Source organism: Lysinibacillus sp. NPDC058147 (genome assembly GCF_042884205.1).
Classification (GTDB): Bacteria; Bacillota; Bacilli; order Bacillales_A; family Planococcaceae; genus Lysinibacillus.
Window position 1 is genome coordinate 745640 of the sequence record NZ_JBHVUJ010000001.1, and the last position, 23488, is coordinate 769127.

Here is a 23488-nt window from a genome sequence, read left to right on the forward strand (position 1 = left end):
AGTCGCAATTTGTCATGTAGAATAACAAATAGAAACCACTAAGGGGGGAAGCTGATTAAGCGTCCGCATGTCAAACAACATGAAAAATATTGAATTTGAAAAGCCGTCCTATTCAGAATGGCAAGATGCAGCAATCAAGGCTTTAAAAGGGAAACCATTCGAGTCTCTTTTAACGAAAACAAGTGAAGGTATTACATTAGATCCTCTTTACACTCAAGAAAGTTTAGTAGCAAAACTTGGTGAAGAACTTGATAAACAAGTTGCTACAATCCGTTCCCTGCAAAATAACCAAGCATTTCAAGTGGCACAGCAAATATATGCAGATACTAGTGAAGCATTTTTTGCACAGCTTGATGATAGCTTAGCTCGAGGCAATGAAGTAGTAACAATTGATAGCCGTGTAAATTTTCAATGGACTGAAGAAGTATTGGCACAATTAGCGATTTATTTCTCAGAATATTCGTTTAAAATTGTAGTTGAAAATTCAAATGACCCATTATTAGCAGTGTTCGACAAAATAGCAGTTAATCAGCGAGAAACTGTAAAAGGTTTCATCGTATCGAAAGAACCGATCTCTTTAAATGATTACCCGAGCGTGCGCTCAATCGGTGCAGACACATCGGTTTATCATAATGAGGGAGCAAACGCTGTGCAAGAATTAGCATATGCACTTGCGTTAGCCGCAAAATATGCAAATCAAGAAGAAAGCTTTGAAGCTTTCGCGAAGAAATTTTATGTTTCCTTTGCAGTTGATACACAGTTCTTTACAGAGATTGCAAAACTCCGTGCCTTTAAAGTACTTTGGAAAGCGTTCTCATCCGCTTATGGAGTATCTAATTGCGTAAAAGTTCCAACTGTTGCCGAAACATCGTTAAGAAGCTTCTCGAAGCTAGATGTTTATGTAAACTTATTACGTTCAGCGAATGAAGCACTTTCTGGCTTAATCGGCGGTGCGGATGTCTTTACAGTTCACCCTCATGATGCATTAACGAAGCCAACCGATCAATCGGTTCGTATTGCACGAAATGTATCGTTAATCTTAAAAGAAGAAACAAATGTTTTAAAAGTTATAGACCCAGCTGGTGGCTCTTACTTTATTGAGTCATTAACAGCAGATTTTGTGAAAGAAGCTTGGGCATTATTCGTAGAAATTGAAGCAGCTGGAGGTATTGACGCTTACACTGCATCTGGCAAGCTTGCAGAGGAACTAGAAAAATCCTATCAAGCTCGTATCAAGGCGGTACAAACGCGCAAGCAATCATTAATCGGTACAAATATTTATGCTAATCCAGCAGATGTACTTGCAAGCGAAACAAACCCAGCGTTTGCAGAAATTAAGCGAATTGCTAAGCCTTTTGAACAATTACGTGCGGAAATGACAGCGGCAAATGTTCAAACAGGAATTTTAGCATTAGGTACACTAAAAAGCTCAAAACCACGTGCCGATTTCGTGTCAGGTTTCTTAAACACTGTAGGTCTAGTACCAGAAAAAAGCGAATCAGTTACTACAGTTGAAGAAGCATTAGCTTGGTTAAACGCTACAAAAGCAACATATGTGGTAATTGCCGGTAACGATGACGCTACAAAAGAATTAGTACCAGCAATTTTAGCAGGCAAACCAGCCAACGTAATTGTTGACGTTGCAGGTAAATTTAAAGACGAAGAAGAAGCTTGGTTAGCAAATGGCTTAAACGGCTTTATTTTCGCAGGACAGAACATCATCGAAAAGTTAAATTCAGTGTTCGCTAGCATGAAGGAGGTCCAACGATGAGCAAGCCAAATTTTAGTGCAGTTGAAATCGAAAAAGTTTTAGCAGCTGAGGCACCTCAAGCGTCAGAAGAAAAATTCATGACAAATGAAGGTATCGAAATTAAAGATATATACACAAAAGAAGATATTAAAGAGGCAAAACATTTAAATGATGTTGCAGGTATTGCGCCAAATACGCGCGGTCCATACCCTACTATGTATGTTGCTCGTCCTTGGACTGTTCGCCAATATGCTGGTTTCTCAACAGCTGAAGAATCAAACGCGTTCTACAAACGTAATCTAGCGATGGGTCAAAAAGGGCTTTCAGTTGCTTTTGACTTAGCAACTCACCGTGGTTATGATTCAGACCATCCTCGTGTAACAGGGGATGTTGGGAAAGCCGGAGTAGCAATTGACTCTGTAGAAGATATGAAGATTTTATTCGACCAAATTCCTTTGGATCAAATGTCAGTTTCTATGACAATGAATGGTGCTGTATTACCAGTTCTTGCATTCTATATCGTTGCTGCTGAAGAGCAAGGAGTTACACCAGATCAATTAGCGGGTACGATTCAAAACGATATTTTAAAAGAATACATGGTTCGTAACACATATATTTATCCACCAGCAATGTCGATGAAAATTATTGCAGACATTTTTGAATATACAGCGAAGTATATGCCGAAATTTAACTCCATTTCGATTTCTGGTTACCATATTCAAGAAGCAGGAGCAACAAATGACATTGAGCTAGCTTATACATTAGCAGATGGTCTTGAATATGTTCGTACAGGGTTAAAGGCTGGAATCGATATTGATGCCTTTGCACCGCGTTTATCATTCTTCTGGGCAATCGGTATGAACTATTACATGGAAGTTGCAAAAATGCGTGCTGCACGCCGAATTTGGGCACAAATGATGTCAACGTTTAATCCGAAAAACCCTAAGACATTAGCACTTCGTACACACTCACAAACATCTGGTTGGTCTTTAACAGAGCAAGATCCATTTAACAATGTGACACGTACATTAATCGAAGCGAATGCGTCCTCAATGGGGCATACACAATCCCTGCATACAAATGCACTGGATGAAGCGATTGCGCTACCAACAGATTTCTCTGCACGTATTGCACGTAATACACAGCTGTTCTTACAAGAAGAAACGGCAATGACAAAAGTCATTGATCCATGGGGCGGTTCATACTACGTGGAAAAATTAACAGACGAAATTACAAAATCTGCGTGGGCATTAATTGAAGAAATCGAAGAACTAGGCGGTATGGCGAAGGCGATCGAAACAGGTCTTCCGAAAATGAAAGTCGAGGAAGCAGCGGCAAAACGTCAAGCGAAAATCGACTCTAAAACAGAAACGATCGTTGGTGTAAACAAATATCGTTTAGAAAAAGAAGAACCTATTGACATTCTTGATATTGATAATACATTAGTTCGTCAAAAGCAAATTGAACGTTTAGAAGCAATGAAGGCAGCTCGTGATGAAGCAGAAGTACAAAAACATCTAGCTCGATTAACGAAAGCTGCGCAAGATGGTGAAGAAAACTTATTAGCAATAGCAGTTGATGCAGCGCGTGCTCGTGCTTCTTTAGGTGAAATTTCTGATGCAATCGAAATTGTTTCAGGTCGCCATAAGGCAGTAATTCGTTCAATATCTGGCGTTTACTCTGCAAACTTCTCAGATGATGAGCAAATTGCTGAAATGAAACAAATGACAGAGGAATTCCTTGAAAATGAAGGTCGTCGCCCACGTATTTTAGTAGCGAAAATGGGACAAGATGGACATGACCGTGGTGCGAAGGTTGTGGCAACGGGATATGCTGACTTAGGCTTTGACGTAGATATTTCACCATTATTTATGACACCTGCTGAAGCAGCTCAAATGGCTGTAGAAAACGATGTTCATGTCATTGGCGTATCTTCATTAGCTGCCGGTCATAAAACATTAGTTCCTGAATTAGTAGCAGAATTAGAAAAACTGGGCCGTGAAGATATCATTATTATTGTTGGAGGCGTAATTCCAGCACAAGATTATGAATTCCTTTATGAAGCTGGCGCAGTTGCGATTTTTGGACCTGGTACAGTTATTCCTGTATCGGCACAAAAGATTATTGAAGAGATTTACAAACGTTTAGGCTACGAGGAAGTGTCTGAATAATGGACAAACACAAAGGAATGCCAGAAAGTGCGCTATTTGTTATGGACGGAGTAGAGGCAACTCACGACGGAATGCAATATGGTACACCGAAAAAATTCCGAAAGAAAAAAGCAGACAATTTAAATATACAGGAGCTTGCACGAGAAGTACGTGCAAGCTCTCGTACACATTTGTCAAAAGCTATCACACTCATTGAAAGTTCAAATGTAACACATAAAGTGCAAGCGCAAGAACTCTTACAAGAGCTTCTACCACATACAGGAAATAGTGTCCGTATTGGAATAACCGGCGTTCCTGGTGCTGGAAAGAGTTCGTTCATTGAGGCTTTCGGAACGATGCTTTGTGAGATGGGGAAAAAAGTGGCAGTCCTAGCGATTGATCCGAGCTCTTCTTTATCGGGAGGAAGTATATTAGGCGATAAAACTCGAATGGAGGAGCTCGTGAAAAAGCCTAATGCATTTGTTCGTCCCTCTCCATCAGCTGGTACCCTAGGGGGTGTTCATAAAAAGACACGTGAAACGATGCTTGTTTGTGAAGCAGCTGGCTATGATGTCATTTTAATAGAAACTGTAGGTGTTGGACAAAGTGAAACGTATGTCCGTGGTATGGTTGATTTCTTCTTGCTGTTAGTTTTAACAGGTGCCGGAGACGAGCTACAAGGCATGAAAAAGGGCATTATGGAGTTAGCGGATGCCATCGTTGTTCATAAGGCTGACGGTGATAATGTTCGTCTGGCTAAAAAAACGGTATCTGAGTATAAGCAAATTTTACATTTCTTACAGCCTGCAACTCCGGGTTGGATGTCCACAGCAATGCCGGTAAGCTCATGGGAAAAACGGGGTCTCGACAAAGTGTGGAGTACAATAGGGGAGTTTAAGCAAATTGTTGAGGCCAATAATTACTGGTCAATTAGACGCCAAAATCAAACAAAAGATTGGTTCCAATCGATGATTACCGACCATTTAATCGATATGTTTTATGGTAATCCAGAACGTAAAGCACAGGTGCAACTTTTAGAAAGTCAAATTTTAAATGGACAGTTGACAGTCACACAAGGTGTTGATCGTTTGTTTAGCGATGAACAATCACAGAAATAATCCCTTTGATGTGAGCAACTAGGTGCACAAATTCGTCACTAACTGCTATGATAGGAGATGTATGAGCGTCGAATATCTAAAGCTAGTAAGTTAACTTCTTTCAGCTGAAAGAAGTTAAAGCCTTCGGATGCAATTAAGCCGAGGCAAAATTGATGATGACGCGAACTTGAAAGGAGCTATCGCTATATGAATATGGATTACGATTTATTTATGCAAGAAATTTTAAAAACAGCACGTGCTGAAATTGAGGGTGCTGGTTATGAGCAGCTTCGCACACCAGAAGCTGTTGAAGAGGCGTTTGCTCGTCCAGGTACAACATTAGTCATGGTAAACTCAGTATGTGGCTGTGCAGGCGGTATCGCACGTCCAGCAGCAGCACAAAGCGTACATTACGATAAACGTCCAGACCATCTTGTAACGGTATTTGCTGGTCAAGATAAAGAAGCTACTGCAGCTGCTCGTTATCACTTCGGTGAAGATCATTTACCATCTTCCCCATCATTTGTGTTATTAAAGGATGGCCAAGTAGTAGCGGAAGTTGGACGCTATGAAATTGAGGGGCATGACCCAATGTCAGTAGTAACGAACTTACAAGCAAACTTTGAGGAATACTGCGACGAACTTTAATTTTATTCATAAGAGTTAAAAGAGGAGCTATTAGTAAGCCCCGCAGCTAAAAAACATCTGCGGAGGCTTACTGCTTAGCCATGATAGTTGATCCCCGATTAGCATGACTCCATAGATAACCTTCTTTTAAATTCAATATACAAGTCAATTGACGTTCGAAATATTTGTAATATTGGCTAAATGATTCAACTAAAGTTCAAAATGAATAAAATTAACAGGAGTGTTGATTAAAAATATTGGGCATTACTTGTGGTGAAACTCATTATTTTTCTAAAACTGTATATTGCGGCTCATCATCAGAAGTTGTGGATGACATTTGTTAAAATTCAATCAACCCCACATTTTAGTTATGTGCCTATGTTTGTAGTGATATATAGCTTTCAACACGTTTGTAAAATTAGAGTACTGAAAGATAGGAGGCAGTCGACTTGAAGAAGTTTTCAATCGGCTATCGTACATTAAAAACGGCATTTGGTGCAGCAATCGCTATTGCCATTGCCCAATACTTTGAATTAGCTTCTTATGCATCTGCTGGTATTCTAACAATATTATGTGTACAGCCAACGAAGAAAAAATCTCTTCATGCAGCTTATACAAGATTCGTCGCAAGTATTATCGGTATGCTTTATGCATTTTTGAGCTTTGAGCTATTTTCTTATCATCCGCTTACATTAGCATGTATGCTAATCGTTTTTATACCAACAATTGTGTCATTAAAAGTAGCAGACGGCTTTGTTTCAAGTGCAGTAATTATCATGCATATTTATGCAGCTAAAAGCTTTTCATGGGCACTTGTTTCTAATGAATTCGCATTAATGGCAATCGGTTATGGTACAGGAATAGCTATAAATATGTATATGCCAGACATTCAAAAGGAATTAAATTACTATCGAGTTAAAATTGAGGAACTTTACAGTAAGATTTTTTTAGAAATTGCCAACTATTTAAGAGAAGGCGATACATTGTGGGATGGGCAGGAAATTATTGACGCAATTAAAGCGTTGAATAGTGCGAAATCCCTAGCGTTTAAAGATGTTGAAAATCATTTTACGCGACGTGAAAATGACTACTACGTGTATTTTGATATGCGTGAACAGCAGCTAGAAATTATAGATAGGGTTCTTCCGAAAATAACGGCACTTCCTGTTATAGTACAAGAGGCGGATATCGTTGCTGACTTTTTACAAGACCTAGGTGAGCATGTTCATTCAGGAAATACGGCTAGTCATTTTAGAGAGAAGTTAGAGCAGGTAAAGCTAGATTTCGCCCAGTTACCTTTACCGAAAAATCATGAGCAATTTCTAGCACAAGCAGCACTCTATCAATTTCTAGAGGAAATGGATCGATATTTAGAAATTAAGCAGTCTTTCAAGGGGATAAAGGTAAAGAAAGAGCGCCCGCAGTAATGCGGACGCCTAACTTTTCATTACACTATCATTGATAAGCCGAATGCTAGAGATGAAATTACCATGATTGCAATCATAGTATAAACGACGATTTTTTGAAATTTTTTATTACTCATATGCTCGCTCGCTCCTTCTTTTCTTATAAATAGTTTATCAAATCTGAAAAATTTCTCAAGTAGTAGAGTTTTGACGAAAAAGTCTGTAAAATAGATTATGTACCATAACAGAAGGAGATGTCACCATGGAGAGAGTAGATCATATTGGGATTGCAGTGCGTGATCTTGATGAACGCATTACATATTATACAGAAACTTTAGGCTTAAAGCTGCTGAAAGTGGAAGAGGTAGAATCTCAACAGGTTCGTGTTGCATTCATTGACGCGGGTAATATAAAAATTGAGTTATTAGAACCGATGAGTGAAAAAAGTACTATTCACGGATACATCGAAAAACGTGGAGAAGGTATTCACCATGTAGCTTTCGGAGTAACTGGAATTCGTGAGCGTATGGCTGAGCTTCGTGAAAAAGGCGTACGTCTTTTATCCGAAGAGCCAGGACCAGGTGCTGGTGGTGCAGAGGTTGCTTTCATGCATCCGAAATCATCTTTCGGTGTGTTATATGAATTATGCGATAAAAGTGGAAAAGGGGATAAGTGATCAGTATGGATATGTTCGACAAAATTAATGACTTGTATGACCGTAAGACAGTAATTGAACTTGGTGGCGGCTATGAACGCATCGAGAAGCAACATGATAAAGGCAAATTAACTGCCCGTGAGCGTATTGAATTATTACTAGACGAAGGTACATTTTTCGAGATCAACCCATTCATTACACACCGTACAGTAGACTTTGGCATGGACAAGATGGAAGGTCCTGGTGATGGCGTAGTAACTGGTTTCGGTAAAATTAATGGACGTTCAGTATACTTATTCTCTCAAGATTTCACTGTATTTGGTGGAGCGCTTGGTGAAATGCACGCAAAAAAAATGGCAACAGTGATGGATCTAGCTGCAAAAAATGGTACACCATTTATCGGTATTAATGATTCAGGTGGCGCTCGTATTCAAGAGGGTGTACTTTCACTTGATGGTTATGGTCATATTTTCTATCGAAATGCAATCTACTCTGGGGTAATTCCTCAAATCTCAGTTATCATGGGACCATGTGCTGGTGGGGCGGTATATTCTCCAGCAATTACAGACTTTATTCTAATGGTTGATAAAACATCTCAAATGTTTATTACAGGACCTAAAGTTATCGAAACGGTAACAGGTGAAAAAATCTCTGCTGAAGATTTAGGTGGTTCTAAAGTAAACAACGCTGTAAGTGGTAATGCACACTTCCGCGCACCATCTGAAGAAGAAGCTATTGATCAGATTAAGAAACTATTAAGCTACTTACCGCAAAATAATAAAGAAAAAGCTCCTCGTCAGGCTCGTCCAGAGGGTGATGACTATCGTCCAGAAATCGTGGATGCTGTTCCAATTGAAACAACTCGTCCTTATGATGTACGTAAAGTAGTCGAGCAAATAGTGGACGAAGGCTCATTTATGGAAGTTCACTCAGAATTTGCGAAAAACGTAGTAGTTGGTTTTGCGCGTATTGCTGGTGAATCAGTTGGTCTTGTATGTAACCAGCCTAAAGTATTAGCTGGTGGGTTAGATATTGATTCTTCAGACAAGGCTGCTCGTTTCATTCGTACATGTGATGCTTATAATATACCAATCATCACATTTGAAGATGTTTCTGGTTTCTTCCCAGGCGTTAAACAAGAGCATGGTGGTATCATCCGTCACGGTGCGAAAATCCTTTATGCATACTCAGAAGCAACTGTACCAAAAATTACAGTGATTCTACGTAAAGCATACGGTGGTGCATATGTTGCCCTGAACTCTAAATCTATTGGGGCGGACTTAGTATTTGCTTGGCCTAATGCAGAAATAGCTGTTATGGGTGCGGCAGGTGCAGCTAACATTATCTTCGCACGTGAAATTGCAAAATCAGAAGATCCGGAAGCAACACGTGCTGCAAAAATTGAAGAATATAAAGAAAAATTCGCAAACCCATACGTTGCGGCATCTCGCGGTATGGTAGACGATGTTATCGATCCACGTGATACACGTATTAAGTTAATTCAAGGGCTTGATATGTTATCAAACAAACACGAAACACGTCCAGAGAAAAAACACGGCAACATTCCTCTATAAAAATTGTAAAAGCCTAGTATCCATTGGATTACTAGGCTTTTCTTCTTGACTTGAACTTACTTTTGATAATAAAAGATTTATGATAAATAACAGATAATTGAAACATATCCTCGTTTCATCCGTACATATATGTAAGAGGAGTTGAGATGAATGGAATGGAAACAATTACAAAAAGAGCAAGAGATGATTCATGCACAATTAAGAACTGTTAGTAGGCTAAGTGAACAAAAGGTTTTAATTGAAAAGCAAGTCGAACATGCACAACAGGAAACTTTCAAACATTCTAAAGCACTCAATCAAATTCGTTTGAAACTCGATAAGTTAGAGGGCTTTTCCTTTATGAATATGATTCGTACGTGGACAGGGCAACAAGATGAGCTACGTGCAGAAAAAATTGATAAAGCAGCCATTCTTGAATTAAAAATAAATGAAGCAAAGAAGATGGAAGTAGATTTGACAGATGATTTAGGGCAAATAAATTCTAAACTTACTCAAATAAATGAACAAGAGTTGCAAGAAGCTTTAAGCCAATTAAATGCTAAAAAGAAAGGCTACTTCCAAATACATGAACCTGAACAGGCAAAAAGGCTTGAACAATTAGCTCATGAAGAAATGTTAACGAAACAACTTATTAAAGAGATAGAGGAAGCAGAAGAAGCTGGTGAATCAGCACTTACTAAGCTTGGACAAGCTGCAGAGTCCTTGCATTCTGCAAGTGGTTACTCAGCGTGGGATACGTTTTTTGGTGGGGGTCTCATTGCTACACATTTAAAGCATGATGCACTTGATGAGTCCGAAAATTATCTTCATAATGCTCAAATTGCATTACAGCGCTTCCAAAACGAACTACTGGATGTACAAGATATGTCAACGAAATCGTTAGCAGTTGAAACAGATGGATTTGTAAAATTTGCGGATTATTTCTTTGATGATATTTTTTCAGCTTGGTCTGTCCATTCTAAAATATCTACCGCGAGAGAGCAGGTTTCTCGTGTACAAGATGATGTACATAATACGATCTTGCGTCTACAGGACAAACATAATAAGGCAGATGACTATTTGCAATCTCTACATAAAGAAAAAGAAGCGATCTTTCAAAACGTTGATATTAAGTAACCTGTGAAAAGAGTCCTGCTCTTTTTACAGAGTTTTTCTTCGTTTAGCAATATGGGAAGATTGGTGGTTTCCGTTTCAAGCTAGCTACCCGGTTTCCTGTAAGTGAGCATCGGAAAGCTGTCTTCGTTTTCGCACAGATAGAACATTGTTGTTGTCGATATGGAGAATAATATTTTAAGCAAGTAGCGCTAAGCCTATTACAAACCTCAAAAAAGCGTAGTAATGAAGTCATTGTCGCCAATGTCTGCACGAGACTTGTCATTTTCATAAAGCTTCACCATTTATAACATAAAATCTATTTTAGTATGTTCTCGTCTCATTTTTGACAGACTTCTTTGGGTAGTCTTTTTAGTTTACTAGTCCTTATAAGAGCTGTCTAACCAAGAGTAGCCTACCCAACCATAATCCATTTTTTCTTAAAGGTAAATTCTTAAATGTTCACAAATAACGATGCAATTAAGCTTCTTTTTTTCTATAAATATAGTAGGGAAAGTAATTGTTTGATGTATGTCTATTGAATAGAAATATTCTGGTGACTAACATGAAAAATAACTACATTTCAATCTTCGCCTTCATTTTGCATTTTCCTAATCTCAACAATGTTCTTCCAGATCGCCCTATCGATTTTGGCAAAACTACTTATGCTTGGCGTTGTATTTACTTCAAATAATATAGGTTCTCCTTTATGATTTATTCCAAAATCAATGCCATATTCTCTACAAGGAAAGTGGGATTCAATTACTTCAGATGCTAAAATAGAATCTTTTTTTAGTGAGTCTATTGTTTTATCTTTCTCTGTATTGTCCATCATCATATAAACTGATAATAATTCATCAATCGGTATTACTTGAGAACCCCGATTTGAATTAACAATCCCATGATCCTCAGTTGCAATTCTTCCGTACATTCCACTAATTACCCATGTTCCCTTTAGATTTTGAACATGAACACGAATGGAAATTGAATCTCCATTAGGGGTTAGACTCATGACCCCCTCCTGTATAATATAATTTCCGCTTAATTTACCATGTTTCTCATATGGGTGTAGAACTTGATGGAAATCCTCAATTGTTGCCACACATTTATTAATTTCTTCACCTTGCATAGTAAATCCATTAAAACAATACTGTCCATCTTTTCTTTTGTAGATTTTATAAATCGCTCTTCCTTGCCCAGTGCTATTATGTTTCACATAAACATACTCATACTTATTTAATAAATAGATTAAGTTTTTTAGACTGTAAAGTGTTGATTCTGGAATGAAGTTAGTTGTTAAAGAATTTTGATTTAAAAGTAAAAATTGTTCCCATTTTCCTAGTGCGTTTTTCAATAAATTCTCCTCATTTCGTAAGGTATTTTTATTTCTTTTGTATAAATAGGGTAGTCCTCTTCACTTATGGTGATTACTGTATTGTATGTAAATAGATTTATCTTGCATGGGTTGGTAGGACTTGGTAACGCAATTATTCTCTCCCATCTTTCTGCTAGAGTCCCCTAATAAATTTACTACACTAGATAAGTAGCGTTATGATTGTTCTTTATACCTCCATTTTTTTTGATTTCAAAATTATTAGTATCTAATGTATCTGCCCTATAAATCTTTACTTGTAGCCATATGATAATATGATATGTCGAATAAGGAGAGGGAAGATATTGAAAAAAACGACGAAATTAAAAGAAATAATATATTCAGATAAACTTGAGTTTTTAATGGAAGCCCATAACGGTCTTTCCGCAAAAATTGTAGAGGAAGTCGGTTTTAAAGGGATTTGGGCGAGTGGTCTATCGATATCAGGATCATTGGGTGTAAGAGATAATAATGAAGCATCATGGACGCAGATATTAGATATACTTGAATTTATGAGTGATACGACAACAATTCCCATCCTATTAGATGGGGATACAGGATATGGGAATTTTAATAATGCTCGGAGGTTAGTTAGAAAACTAGAGCAATTGAATATTGCTGGAGTCTGTATCGAGGATAAAATTTTTCCAAAAACGAACTCGTTTATTAATGGAGAAACACAACCTCTCGCATCGATTGAAGAATTTTGCGGGAAAATAAAAGCAATGAAAGATACTCAAGAGGATGAAGACTTTATGGTTGTAGCTAGAGTCGAGGCTTTTATTGCAGACTTGGGATTAGATGAAGCCCTTAAACGTGCGGAAGCCTACAGGAAGGCAGGCGCCGATGCAATTCTTGTGCATAGTAAAAAGTCGGATTTTAAAGAAATTGAAGCATTTATGAAAGAATGGAGTGGAAGGCATCCAGTGGTTATTGTGCCAACAAAATATTATACAACCCCAACTAATGAATTCAGAAAAGTAGGAATAAGTACTGCAATCTGGGCTAACCATAACTTAAGAGCATCGATCACTGCTATGCAGAACATCGCCAAACAAATCCTAAAAGATGAAAGTCTCATTCAAGTAGAAAAATCGATCGTAAGTGTGCAAGAGATTTTTAGACTCCAAAATGCTGAGGAGCTTCAAAAAGCAGAGAAGAAGTATTTGCCATCAACTAATAACCAATCACATCCCGGAACGGAGTGATGGTATGTTAAATACAAATGAATTTGGAAATGAGCTTAAAAGACTTGGTTTTGATTTTTACAGTGGGGTCCCATGTTCATTTTTAAAGAATCTTATTAACTATTCCATAAATGAGTGTGAATATATTGCTGCAGCCAACGAAGGTGATGCTGTAGCCATTGCTTCAGGAGCATACCTTGGAGGAAGGAAATCAGTTGTTTTAATGCAAAACTCCGGTCTAACCAATTGTATTTCTCCTTTGACTTCCTTAAACTATCCCTTCCAAATACCTATACTTGGGTTTGTTAGTCTACGTGGAGAACCCGGATTGAATGATGAACCGCAACATGAATTAATGGGACAAATTACGACACAACTATTAGATCTCATGCAAATAGAATGGCAGTTCTTATCTCCTGATGAGAGTGAGGCAAAGAGACAGCTTGAAGAAGCTAACAAGTGGATTGAAGCAAATCAACCATTCTTTTTTGTAGTGAAAAAAGGAACATTTAATAGTGAGAAATTGAAAATAGAGCAACGTCTTAATCATAAAAATATGAAAAAAAGTGAAAAAACTGACTTAGATGAACGGCCAAGTCGTTTTGACACTTTAAAAGTGATAAATGGAATCAAAGATATGAAAACAGTATTAATGGCCACAACTGGTAAGACAGGAAGAGAACTATATGAGGTTGAGGATTCTGATAATAATTTATATATGGTTGGTTCCATGGGTTGTGTCGGTTCTTTAGGCTTAGGCTTAGCTTATACTCGAAAAGATATAGATGTAGTTGTTATTGATGGAGATGGTTCCCTCCTTATGCGGATGGGGAGCTTATCTACAAACGGCTACTATCAACCTGAAAATATGCTCCACATTCTTTTAGATAATCAAGTTCACGATTCAACTGGGGGACAAAATACCGTTTCTCACAATGTTAATTTTGTCAATATTGCTGTAGATTGCGGTTATGAAAAGTCATACTATATCCATAATTTACATGAACTTGAAATGTGTATTCAAGAATGGAAAATGACAAAAGGGCTAACTTTTATTTATTTGAAAATCTCAAAGGGTTCTAAACAAAATCTAGGCCGCCCAAAAGTTACTCCAAGTGAAGTTAAAACTCGTCTACAAAAATTTATTGAATGAATGTTCTGAAAATAGATATTAGAAGGTTAATCTTACTTATAAGAAGCCTCTTTACAGTACTAAAGCTTAGTTGGAGGGAGATAATTCGAACCGCGTATAGAAGTGAAATAAAATTAAAGGGAGGAGTATCGTGAAGAAAATTCAAAGAAATATATTATTGAATCCCGGACCTGCTACTACAACAGATACGGTTAAATACGCACAAGTGGTACCTGATATTTGCCCTCGTGAAGATGACTTCAGCCAAGTATTGCAATTTGTTACTTCTGAGATTACTAGTTTAGTTTCAGAAGAGAATCAATATACAACCGTTTTATTCGGTGGTTCAGGTACAGCTGCTGTAGAGTCGATCTTGAGTTCAGTTATGACTGATGGGGTTTTAGTAATCATTAATAATGGTGCCTATGGGAAAAGAATGTGTGAAATTGCAGAAGCTTATCAGCTGGATTGGATTGAGTTTGTAAGTCCACCCGATCAACCGATAAAATTAGATCAGTTACATTCATTCATTAAAAGAATTCCACGAAAAGTTTCTTTTCTAGCTGTCGTGCATAATGAAACAACAACGGGATTATTAAACGATATAGAATCGATTGGCTCCATTTGCGAAGAAAACGAGATTAATATGATGGTAGATGCAATGAGTTCGTTTGCGGCTATTCCTATTAATATGAGTAAAATGAAAATAAGTTATTTGGCGGCTAGTTCCAATAAAAACCTTCAAGGAATGGCAGGAGTCTCTTTTGTTATAGCTAAAAAAAGCGAACTAGAAAAAGGAAAAACAAAAATACCGACAAATTATTACTTGAATCTTTATTCTCAATATTACCATTTCATCGAGACGGGTCAGATGCGTTTTACTCCGCCTATACAAACTATCTATGCGTTAAAACAGGCGATTGTAGAATTAAAAGCAGAAGGAATGAAAGAAAGATATGAACGATATTCTCAATGTTGGGAAACCTTAATAGATGGCCTCTCTAGACTTGGTTTAAGATATCTCGTCCCTAAAGAGAACCATTCAAAAATTATTACAGCAATAGTAGAGCCTGAAAGTGAAAAGTATAATTTTAAAGAAATGCATGATTATTTTTATGCTAATGGAATAACGATATATCCTGGAAAACTTTATCAATTAAATTCTTTTAGGGTAGCCAACATTGGTGATATTAGCAAAGATGATATCGAGCACTTTTTAACTTTATTAGAAAAATATCTACAAACCTGAATTATTCACGGAACAGTGGAAAACCTACAATTTATGTAGGTGATATTAATTAATTTTTTTAATGCTTTGCCTTGTTCAACTAATGGAGGAAGATTCATAATCAATCTTAATTATAAAAATGATTAGCGCTAAACATGTAAAACCTCGTATTTTGATCAAACTTTGTTCAAAATATGAGGCTTATTTTTATCCCAAAATTGAGGATTGTCGTTTTTAATCAATCTTTTTCAAAAGTTACAGAGGCAGGGCGACTCCTTGGGGATAAGCAATAGAGAAACGAATGTTAAAAGCATCACATCCTATGATAACGCCTTCGTGATCAACCTCGTGTCGCTGTCGCTACGTTAACACTACGCTTTCGCACAGAATTGTTGGCCCGGCGCCCAAGGAAGCGCCTAGCCGGAACGGAAATCAACCCCTTGTTTTGCCGAAGAGTAATTGATAAATAGCGTAGATCTTATAAGCGTATTATTTCAACTCTTTAATCGTTGTGCTAAAATAATACATATACTATAACGTGGAAAAACACGTAAACTAAGGGAGTCCTACAACATGACAAGTCGTTTAGTAGAAGAGTTTTTTGAGCTCGTACAAATCGATTCAGAAACAAAACATGAAGAAGTGATTGCGCCGATTTTAATCGACAAATTAACAGCGCTTGGTTTTACAGTAGAACAAGATGATGCACATACTCGTAACGGGCATGGAGCGGGTAATATAATTGCTACGCTAAAAGGTTCATTAAATATCGAACCAATTTATTTTACATCTCATATGGATACAGTAGTCCCAGGTAAAGGGATTAAACCATCTCTTCGTGAAGATGGCTATATCGTTTCAGATGGTACAACTATTTTAGGTGCTGATGATAAAGCAGGTCTTGCCACATTATTTGAAATGGCTAAACGCTTAAAAGAGCAAAATATTGAACATGGTGATATCGAATTTATTATTACAGCTGGAGAGGAAAGTGGACTCGTTGGCGCTAAAGAGTTAGATCCAGCTAAAATTAAGGCAAAATACGGCTTTGCTGTAGACAGTGATGGCAAAGTAGGGGGAATTGTAACTGCGGCTCCATTCCAAGCGAAAATTTTCGTTAAAATAATTGGGAAAACAGCTCACGCTGGTGTCGCTCCAGAAAAAGGAGTGTCTGCGATTACGGTTGCTTCCAAATGTATTGCACAAATGAAGCTAGGTCGGTTAGATGAAGAAACAACAGCCAATATTGGGCGCTTTGAGGGCGGTCAGGCAACAAATATTGTGTGTGACGAAGTAACGATTATTGCAGAAGCTCGTTCGATCGACAAAGCGAAGTTAGATGCACAAACTAAGCATATGCAGGAGACGTTTGAGCAAGTTGCTGCTTCATTAGGTGCAAAGGCTGAAGTTGAAGTGAAGCTAATGTATCCTGGATTCCGTGTAACAGAATCAGATAAAGTTGTTCAAGTGGCAATGGCAGCTGCTAACAACATCGGACGCACACCAAAACTTGGTATTTCAGGTGGAGGTTCCGATGCTAATGTTATTGCGGGCTTTGGCATCCCTACAGTAAATCTTTCTGTTGGGTACGAGGACATTCATACAACAAATGAAAAAATCCCAGTCGAAGAATTAGAAAAATTAGCAGATTTACTTGTTGAAATCGTAAAAGAGTCTGCGAAAAAATAACAACAAAAATCGAGGATGTGACCGCATGGAAAGTGTAAAGGCAGTAGTTTTTGCTTGTGGTACAGAGGAATATGCAGTGCCAGTGGAACAAGCGATTTCGATTGAAAAGTTAGAACAAGTAACACCGATTCCTCACTTGCCTAATTATCTACTAGGCTTCACAAGAATTCGTGGCGAGCTTATCCCTGTGCTTGATTTTGAACGTATTCTTTATAATCGTTCTTCTAATGCTGCAACAGCACGGATTATAGTGTTGAACACGGATGTTGTGAATTATGGATTACTTGTAACAGAAGCTCGTGAAATTCTTGATTTTGATGAGTCAGTATTAAAGCAGATGGGACTTGTCAATTATTCAAAAACACGCTACTTTACAGCTGTGGCTAATCTTGAAAATCGCATGATCACATACGTTGATCCGAAAATACTAGTAAATTCATTAGAAGGTATACGTGAAATTATTAATTATTTACACAAAATGCTTGAAAATGAAAAAGAAAACGTAGAGGCATAAGTTTTTGTAGGGTTAAATAATTCAATACAACACTTCATGTTGATGTTTTAGACAGAATTACAAATATGTGATTCTGTCTTTCTTCTTTTTAATCGATATCCCAACAGTAAAAGGAGTATAAATACTGGATGGCGAATTTTAAACTAAGACCGTAACGTATGGTTGATTTTCGTTAAAGACAGAGCACTTTCTTGGGGGCGTCCAATAAGCCACAAAAGAATTTGCATGATTATATATATAACTTTCTATAGTATAAATAAGTAAATATTAATTAAGGGAGGTATTTATCATATGGATTCAAAGAAAAAGGAAACACCAGAAGAAAAAAGAGAGTGGTTAAAACAAAATGAATTAAAAAATAATCCTACAGGTTCTTTAAACGATGGAATAAATAGGGGAACTAGCGGAAATTTAAATGGGATGGGTTGGAAAGAGACGGTGGTATTAGTTTTAGTGTTATTGATAGGATACATTACATACAAATTGTTTTTCAGTTAAAGATATCAAAAGGAATCATAATCTCTTATTTTGCATTCCATAGTCCTCAATTGCTACTTAATCTATCTCTTCACTCTCACTTCATGCAAGTTATTCACCTTCAAAATTACTACGCTTTTATTTTGATATAGTAAAAATAACCTGTATTCTTATAATCTTATTTGATAGTTATAAATAAAATTATGCGTATTACCTACAGACATTTTCATTCTATCGTCGTATTATGTAAGGTAAGAAAACTACTGTAAAAGGCAAACTTCATCGAAAGGGAAGGACGCAAAGCCATGAGTCTAAACACTATTTTTTAGTGCATGATCGTCAGGTTGCCAGGTTCTGTTCTATGAGCCTCGGCCAATAGAATGGAGATGTAATATATGTTAAGTCGTTCACTATCAAAAGCAATCATTGTTATAGTAGCAATTGTAAGTACGCTAGGATTAACAATGGGGAAGGTAGATGCAATGGCCATGCAAGATAAGGCTACTTGGTTATGGGATACGACGAAGATTGTCGAAGATGAATCAGGGGTACTCTCATTTTTAGAAAGCAAAGATATTAATAAATTATATTTACAAGTAAATAGTGATATAGCAAGTAACTATTACAAAAGTTTTATTGATAAAGCAACGGCAAAAGGTATAAAAGTATATGCATTAGATGGTTCTGCAAGCTGGGTTTCAGCAGAGGGCTATAAAATGCAGGATCAGTTGTTTGATTGGTTACATACATATAATGAAAATGCAGCAGCAACAGAGCAATTTTCTGGAGTTCATCTCGATGTAGAGCCTTACTTAAATAGTGGATGGAACTCGAACCAAGTAAAAACGATTGAATCCTATCAAGCACTTCTCACTAGAGCGAAAGGGGATACCGATCGATTACATTTGCCATTGGAAGTGGATATGCCATTTTGGTTTGACGAAATTACGTACAAAAACCAATTTGGGAAAGGTTTATTAGCTGATTGGGTGATTGACCAAGTGGAAAGTGTTTCGATAATGGCTTATCGAGCTGCTGCTAAAGACATTATTAATATTGTTGAACATGAAATAAACTATGCAAAAAAAGTAAAAAAATCAATTATTATTAGTGTGGAAACAGGAGCCTCTGATGAAGGGAAAAATATTACCTTCTATGGAGATGGAGAGGCCTATATGAATAAACAGTTAGCACAAGTTAATAAACATTATGCCAATAAAAAAGGTTATAATGGTTTTGCCATTCATCATGTTGATAGTTGGATGAATATGCAGCCATGAAAAAATCCTCTCCATCTATAAGTTGGAGAGGATTTTCTTTGGCCTTATGAAAGTCGGCCGCTATAGTCTTCAAATTTAAATTCACGAATGACTTTAATGCCTTTTTCATCGTTATAAGAAACGATTGACGGAAGATTTACACCATTAAACATATGATTTTTCACCATTGAGTAATGCGCCATATCTGTAAATACTAAACGATCGCCTGGTTGTAAAGGTTGTTCAAATGAATAATCACCAATTACATCACCAGCAAGACAAGTAAGCCCGCCTAGGCGATATGTGTAAGCTAGCTCATTTGGTTGACCAGAACCGATGATCATTGGGCGGTATGGCATTTCTAGAACGTCTGGCATATGGCAAGTTGCCGATGTATCTAAAATTGCTAGGTCCATACCGTTTTTCTGTACATCGAGAACAGTTGCTACTAAATAGCCTGTATTAAGTGCAACAGCTTCACCTGGCTCTAAATAGACGAGAAGGTTATACTTGTCTTGAATGTAATTAATGATATTCACAAGCTTTTCTACATCATAATCCTCACGAGTTATATGGTGACCTCCACCAAAGTTTAACCATTTCATTTGATGTAAGACATCACCAAATTTTTCTTCGACAACTTGTATAATACGCTCTAACGTATCGGAGTTTTGCTCACACATTGCATGGAAGTGTAAGCCATCAATACCGTCAAGCTGTGATTTGTCGAAGTTGGCTAATGTTGTGCCAAGACGAGAATTCGTGTAGCAAGGGTCGTAAAGTGCTGTTTCAATTTCAGAGTACTCAGGATTGATACGAATACCACATTCAAGTGTTTTACCAGCAGATTTTACTTTGTCTTTATATTGATTCCATTGGTTAAATGAATTAAACACAATATGATCAACATAGCCAAGAAGCTCGTCCATTTCATGTTCCACATAAGCGGGTGCATAGACATGAACTTCTTTGCCCATTTTTTCATAGCCTAGTCTAGCTTCAAATAATGAGCTTGACGTAATCCCTGCTAAATATTCACCAACTAATGGGAATGTTGAATGCATTGAAAACCCTTTTAGGGCAAGTAAAATACGGCAGCCTGTGCGATCTTGAATCGATTTTAAAAGTTCTAGATTTTTTGTTAATAATCGTTCATCCACTACGTAAGAAGGGGATGGAACTTTTGAGAAATCAATTGGCTTCATCGACTTAATTCCTTTGCATCTAACTCAAGGTCAAGTAATTCTGGATTATGGCTTTCTTGCCATGGTAGACCCCATTTATTTAGTGCATCCATGAATGGATCTGGATTGAAATCTTCGACATTCCAAACACCTGGTTTACGCCATTGACCGTTCATCACAAGCATTGCACCAATCATTGCTGGTACACCAGTTGTGTACGAAATTGCCTGTGAACCAACCTCGTTATAGCATTCCTCGTGGTCACACACATTGTACACATAATAAGTTTTTTCCTTACCATCTTTTAGACCACGAATAATACAACCGATATTAGTTTTTCCTTTTGTACGTGGTCCAAGTGATGCTGGATCAGGTAGTACAGCTTTTAGGAAGTGAATTGGTTGAATCATTTGTCCTTCAAACTCAATTGGCTCGATAGAAGTCATACCAACATTCTCTAATACTTTTAAATGTGTTAAGTATTTTTCAGAGAATGTCATCCAGAAACGGATTTGCTTTAAGCCTTTAATGTTTTTAGCAAGTGATTCTAGTTCTTCATGGTATAAAAGGTAAATATCTTTTGGTCCGATTTCTGGTAAGTTATAAACCTCTTTTTTCTCAAGTGGTGCAGTTTCAACCCACTCGCCTTCTTTCCAGTAACGCCCATTTGCAGTAATTTCACGAATGTTGATTTCTGGGTTGAAGTTTGTAGCGAAATGGTAACCGTGATCACCGGCATTTGCATCCACGATATCTATGTAGTGGATTTCATCAAATTCATGTTTTTGTGCATGAGCTGTGAAAACGCCGGTTACACCTGGATCAAAACCGCTACCAAGTAAAGCAGTTAAGCCAGCTTTTTCGAACTTTTCTTTATAAGCCCATTGCCATTTATATTCAAATTTTGCCGTTTCAGGTGGCTCGTAGTTTGCAGTATCCACATAGTGTACACCTGTCGCTAAGCAAGCATCCATAATCGTTAAGTCTTGATAAGGTAGTGCTACATTAATAACAACTTCTGGTCCGAAGGCTTTAATCAGCTCAATAACCTCATCCGTATTGTCTGCGTCTACCTGCGCAGTATGAATCTTTGTTTTTCCGCCATCTAGTTTTTCTTTTAGAGCGTCACATTTTGAAACAGTTCTACTTGCGATACAAATTTCCTCAAATACGTCCGAATTTTGAACACACTTGTGTACCACAACACTGGCTACTCCGCCAGCTCCTATAATCAATGCTTTACCCAATTGTCTACCCCCAAATTCAAATTAGTATTGTCAAACAAGCTGATTATACAGAAAATTGAATTACTACTCAATCATTCTTTTTAAATTTTCTATAAAATTTTTTATTTTTCAACAATAATTTGGCGTATACAGAGGGGAATGCCACGAAAAAAGAAGCTTTTCGTGAAAAAAATTTCCCTTTACTACTGATGTAGAAAAGGGGAAAATCATTTTTTTGTTCAACGTTTGAAGAAATTTAAGGTCACTTCAAAACCTTTTAAGTCCCACGAGTTATTTAGAAAAACGATTTGATATTTGTTGTTTTTCATCCCCCCATAAATAAAAAAAGATCAGTAGTAATACGCTTAAAAACCCCATCACAAGGGCATATGTGCTGAGTTCCACATCCACTTGACTTTGCATAGCATAAATGAAAATAGCTCCTAGTATTAACAAATTTCCAATAATAAGCGATACAAAATGAAATCGTCTATTCATAGCACAAGCCCTCCTATATATAGTTTATTGCTCTCAAAAAATGAAAATACACTTCAATTATCTCATAATTCGGAATTTTAACCAATGTTTTTTAATCTGGGGATTACTACCACAGATGAAGCGGCGGAAAAGCATGTACAAGCAGCGAAAAGTTTCCGCCAGGCGGCAAAATGCATGGCTAAGTGCCGAATTGGGAGTCAAGCGGCTCACCGTCTGCCCTCGGGAAAACATTCAGTCGGAACAGAAATCAAACCTCGCTATATGATGAACCACAATGTTATCAGACTTTTAATGTGGTTACTGATTCAACATCAAATTAAAAGAATTGTAGAAAAATTATTGCTATTTAGTTTGTTTTAAATTTAAAGATGGTAAAATACCTATAAGACTTTTCTTTTAGTGAAGGTGAGGATTTAAATAGTGATCAAACAGTTTGATGAGCAAGTACAACAGATAAATGATTTATTTTTAAATGGGCATGTGAAAGAAAGCTATCAATTAGCCAAAGCAGTTTTAGCAAATAGTACGTTTGCAGAACATGAATCATTTGCAACAATCCAACAGCACGTCGCATTGTTGGAAGCGAACGGTTATGCAAATATGCCTGTTCCTACTGCTGAAAAAGTGAAGCAAAGTGTTGAACGGACAGATGGCTCCTATCCAGAACGTGATGTCCTTGCTGCATACATAGGAAGTGCGGATGATCAGCAATTCGGTAAAGTAGTAGATGAATTATTAGCTGGATCGATCGAGGCACAAGCGAATGCATATTATACAATGGCTGAATATTTTGCTCTTGCAAAGGAGCATGATAAAGCACTTGTCCAATATGCGGAGGCGATAAAACTACAGCCAAATAAAGCCCTTTACTGGGGAGCCTTTGCACAGTTTTTGAGTCGAAACGAAGGCAGCTCGTATTTAGCACTAAGGCTTATTGAAGAGGCTATTCAGTTAGATAGCATGAACCCTCGCTGGTACTATACTCAAGGGAATATTTTTTTACAGCTTGTCGCAGCTACAAAAAATTTAAGCTATTTACCTGCTCTAGAAGAAGCCTGGGACAAGGCTAAGAAACGTTGCTCTGCTAATCAGGTTGCATTAAAAGTGGACATCGCGAAATCCAACGACGTACTATCACAATGGAAAAAACAAATGCTCTAAGAGGAAAGAGAAAGAAGTCCTGCAAATACAAGTTAAAATAGGACGTTTTTAGTAGAAAAAAAGCTCAGATAAGTATATAAAAACTTGAATAGCAATTAGAATAGGTATCCTAATAATTTCATACAAATAAATAAAGTACTAGCATGTAAAAAATGAATATTTATTAGTAAAAGTAACCTTATGTGTATTTTTATGCTATAATGCAATTAT

The 23488-nt window shown here is 37.2% G+C and carries 22 protein-coding genes and 1 riboswitch; of the genes, 17 read left to right on the top strand and 5 right to left on the bottom strand.

Features of this window, described 5'->3' with window-relative positions:
- Nucleotides 1-67 precede the first annotated feature (67 nt).
- The 5 genes from ACFVT8_RS03630 (at nt 68) to ACFVT8_RS03650 (ending at nt 7051) form a co-directional block, all read left to right on the top strand.
- On the top strand, nt 68-1771 hold the full coding sequence (locus ACFVT8_RS03630; RefSeq protein ID WP_387081917.1) for a methylmalonyl-CoA mutase family protein: 1704 nt from the start codon (nt 68-70) through the stop codon (nt 1769-1771).
- Nucleotides 1768-3921 (top strand): methylmalonyl-CoA mutase, encoded by a 2154-nt coding sequence (gene scpA / locus ACFVT8_RS03635; protein ID WP_387081916.1) that lies wholly within the window; start codon nt 1768-1770, stop codon nt 3919-3921. Before ACFVT8_RS03630 ends, scpA begins: the two co-directional genes overlap by 4 nt.
- The gene (gene meaB, locus ACFVT8_RS03640; RefSeq protein WP_387081915.1) at nt 3921-5018 is read left to right on the top strand and encodes a methylmalonyl Co-A mutase-associated GTPase MeaB; all 1098 of its coding nucleotides are present in this window, start codon (nt 3921-3923) and stop codon (nt 5016-5018) included. Before scpA ends, meaB begins: the two co-directional genes overlap by 1 nt.
- A 186-nt stretch (nt 5019-5204) precedes the next feature.
- Nucleotides 5205-5645: a BrxA/BrxB family bacilliredoxin gene (locus tag ACFVT8_RS03645; protein ID WP_370081645.1), complete on the top strand. Its 441-nt coding sequence runs from the start codon at nt 5205-5207 to the stop codon at nt 5643-5645.
- 428 nt (nt 5646-6073) lie between these two features.
- Complete coding sequence (locus ACFVT8_RS03650) at nt 6074-7051, top strand: aromatic acid exporter family protein (RefSeq protein ID WP_387081914.1); 978 nt, start codon at nt 6074-6076, stop codon at nt 7049-7051.
- Between the two features lie 20 nt (nt 7052-7071).
- Here ACFVT8_RS03650 and prli42 read toward each other — a convergent pair whose 3' ends face one another.
- Nucleotides 7072-7167, bottom strand: a complete 96-nt coding sequence (gene prli42, locus ACFVT8_RS03655; protein ID WP_387081913.1) for a stressosome-associated protein Prli42 — start codon at nt 7165-7167, stop codon at nt 7072-7074.
- Nucleotides 7168-7292: 125 nt separating this feature from the next.
- On the opposite strand from prli42, the gene mce reads away from it, so the two are divergent.
- From mce to ACFVT8_RS03670, 3 genes are all read left to right on the top strand, one after another.
- Nucleotides 7293-7706, top strand: coding sequence for a methylmalonyl-CoA epimerase (gene mce / locus ACFVT8_RS03660; protein WP_387081912.1), 414 nt, complete (start codon nt 7293-7295; stop codon nt 7704-7706).
- A 5-nt stretch (nt 7707-7711) separates the two neighbouring features.
- Nucleotides 7712-9259, top strand: a complete 1548-nt coding sequence (locus tag ACFVT8_RS03665; protein ID WP_387081911.1) for an acyl-CoA carboxylase subunit beta — start codon at nt 7712-7714, stop codon at nt 9257-9259.
- Nucleotides 9260-9409: 150 nt separating this feature from the next.
- Entirely contained in the window at nt 9410-10375 is a 966-nt protein-coding gene (locus ACFVT8_RS03670) for a hypothetical protein (protein ID WP_387081910.1), read from the top strand.
- A 559-nt stretch (nt 10376-10934) separates the two neighbouring features.
- On the opposite strand, the gene ACFVT8_RS03675 is transcribed toward ACFVT8_RS03670, so the two are convergent.
- Nucleotides 10935-11705, bottom strand: coding sequence for a YheC/YheD family protein (locus ACFVT8_RS03675; RefSeq protein ID WP_387081909.1), 771 nt, complete (start codon nt 11703-11705; stop codon nt 10935-10937).
- A 323-nt stretch (nt 11706-12028) separates the two neighbouring features.
- Here ACFVT8_RS03675 and aepX point away from each other — a divergent pair, with 323 nt between their 5' ends.
- From aepX to ACFVT8_RS03710, 7 genes are all read left to right on the top strand, one after another.
- Nucleotides 12029-12931 (top strand): phosphoenolpyruvate mutase, encoded by a 903-nt coding sequence (gene aepX, locus ACFVT8_RS03680; protein ID WP_387081908.1) that lies wholly within the window; start codon nt 12029-12031, stop codon nt 12929-12931.
- Between the two features lie 4 nt (nt 12932-12935).
- Nucleotides 12936-14063, top strand: coding sequence for a phosphonopyruvate decarboxylase (gene aepY / locus ACFVT8_RS03685; RefSeq protein WP_387081907.1), 1128 nt, complete (start codon nt 12936-12938; stop codon nt 14061-14063).
- A 127-nt stretch (nt 14064-14190) separates the two neighbouring features.
- Nucleotides 14191-15291 (top strand): 2-aminoethylphosphonate aminotransferase, encoded by a 1101-nt coding sequence (locus tag ACFVT8_RS03690; protein WP_387082541.1) that lies wholly within the window; start codon nt 14191-14193, stop codon nt 15289-15291.
- 552 nt (nt 15292-15843) lie between these two features.
- Nucleotides 15844-16959: a M20/M25/M40 family metallo-hydrolase gene (locus ACFVT8_RS03695; protein ID WP_387081906.1), complete on the top strand. Its 1116-nt coding sequence runs from the start codon at nt 15844-15846 to the stop codon at nt 16957-16959.
- A gap of 25 nt (nt 16960-16984) precedes the next feature.
- Nucleotides 16985-17473 carry a chemotaxis protein CheW gene (locus ACFVT8_RS03700; RefSeq protein WP_387081905.1) on the top strand — a complete coding sequence of 163 codons (489 nt, stop codon included), beginning with the start codon at nt 16985-16987 and terminating at the stop codon, nt 17471-17473.
- Nucleotides 17474-17764: 291 nt separating this feature from the next.
- Nucleotides 17765-17971 carry a DUF6366 family protein gene (locus tag ACFVT8_RS03705; RefSeq protein WP_387081904.1) on the top strand — a complete coding sequence of 69 codons (207 nt, stop codon included), beginning with the start codon at nt 17765-17767 and terminating at the stop codon, nt 17969-17971.
- A gap of 240 nt (nt 17972-18211) precedes the next feature.
- Nucleotides 18212-18302: riboswitch (cyclic di-GMP riboswitch) on the top strand.
- A gap of 43 nt (nt 18303-18345) precedes the next feature.
- Nucleotides 18346-19230, top strand: a complete 885-nt coding sequence (locus ACFVT8_RS03710; RefSeq protein ID WP_387081903.1) for an amidase — start codon at nt 18346-18348, stop codon at nt 19228-19230.
- Between the two features lie 44 nt (nt 19231-19274).
- Here ACFVT8_RS03710 and nspC read toward each other — a convergent pair whose 3' ends face one another.
- The 3 genes from nspC to ACFVT8_RS03725 all read right to left on the bottom strand — a co-directional run bounded on the left by nspC (nt 19275) and on the right by ACFVT8_RS03725 (nt 22117).
- Nucleotides 19275-20414 (bottom strand): carboxynorspermidine decarboxylase, encoded by a 1140-nt coding sequence (nspC, locus tag ACFVT8_RS03715; protein ID WP_387081902.1) that lies wholly within the window; start codon nt 20412-20414, stop codon nt 19275-19277.
- Nucleotides 20411-21640 (bottom strand): saccharopine dehydrogenase family protein, encoded by a 1230-nt coding sequence (locus ACFVT8_RS03720; RefSeq protein ID WP_387081901.1) that lies wholly within the window; start codon nt 21638-21640, stop codon nt 20411-20413. Before ACFVT8_RS03720 ends, nspC begins: the two co-directional genes overlap by 4 nt.
- Before the next feature lie 270 nt (nt 21641-21910).
- Nucleotides 21911-22117 carry a hypothetical protein gene (locus ACFVT8_RS03725; protein WP_387081900.1) on the bottom strand — a complete coding sequence of 69 codons (207 nt, stop codon included), beginning with the start codon at nt 22115-22117 and terminating at the stop codon, nt 21911-21913.
- Between the two features lie 84 nt (nt 22118-22201).
- On the opposite strand from ACFVT8_RS03725, the gene ACFVT8_RS03730 reads away from it, so the two are divergent.
- The gene (locus tag ACFVT8_RS03730; protein ID WP_387081899.1) at nt 22202-22477 is read left to right on the top strand and encodes a hypothetical protein; all 276 of its coding nucleotides are present in this window, start codon (nt 22202-22204) and stop codon (nt 22475-22477) included.
- A gap of 60 nt (nt 22478-22537) precedes the next feature.
- Complete coding sequence (locus ACFVT8_RS03735) at nt 22538-23278, top strand: tetratricopeptide repeat protein (RefSeq protein ID WP_387081898.1); 741 nt, start codon at nt 22538-22540, stop codon at nt 23276-23278.
- The last annotated feature ends 210 nt before the right edge of the window (nt 23279-23488 follow it).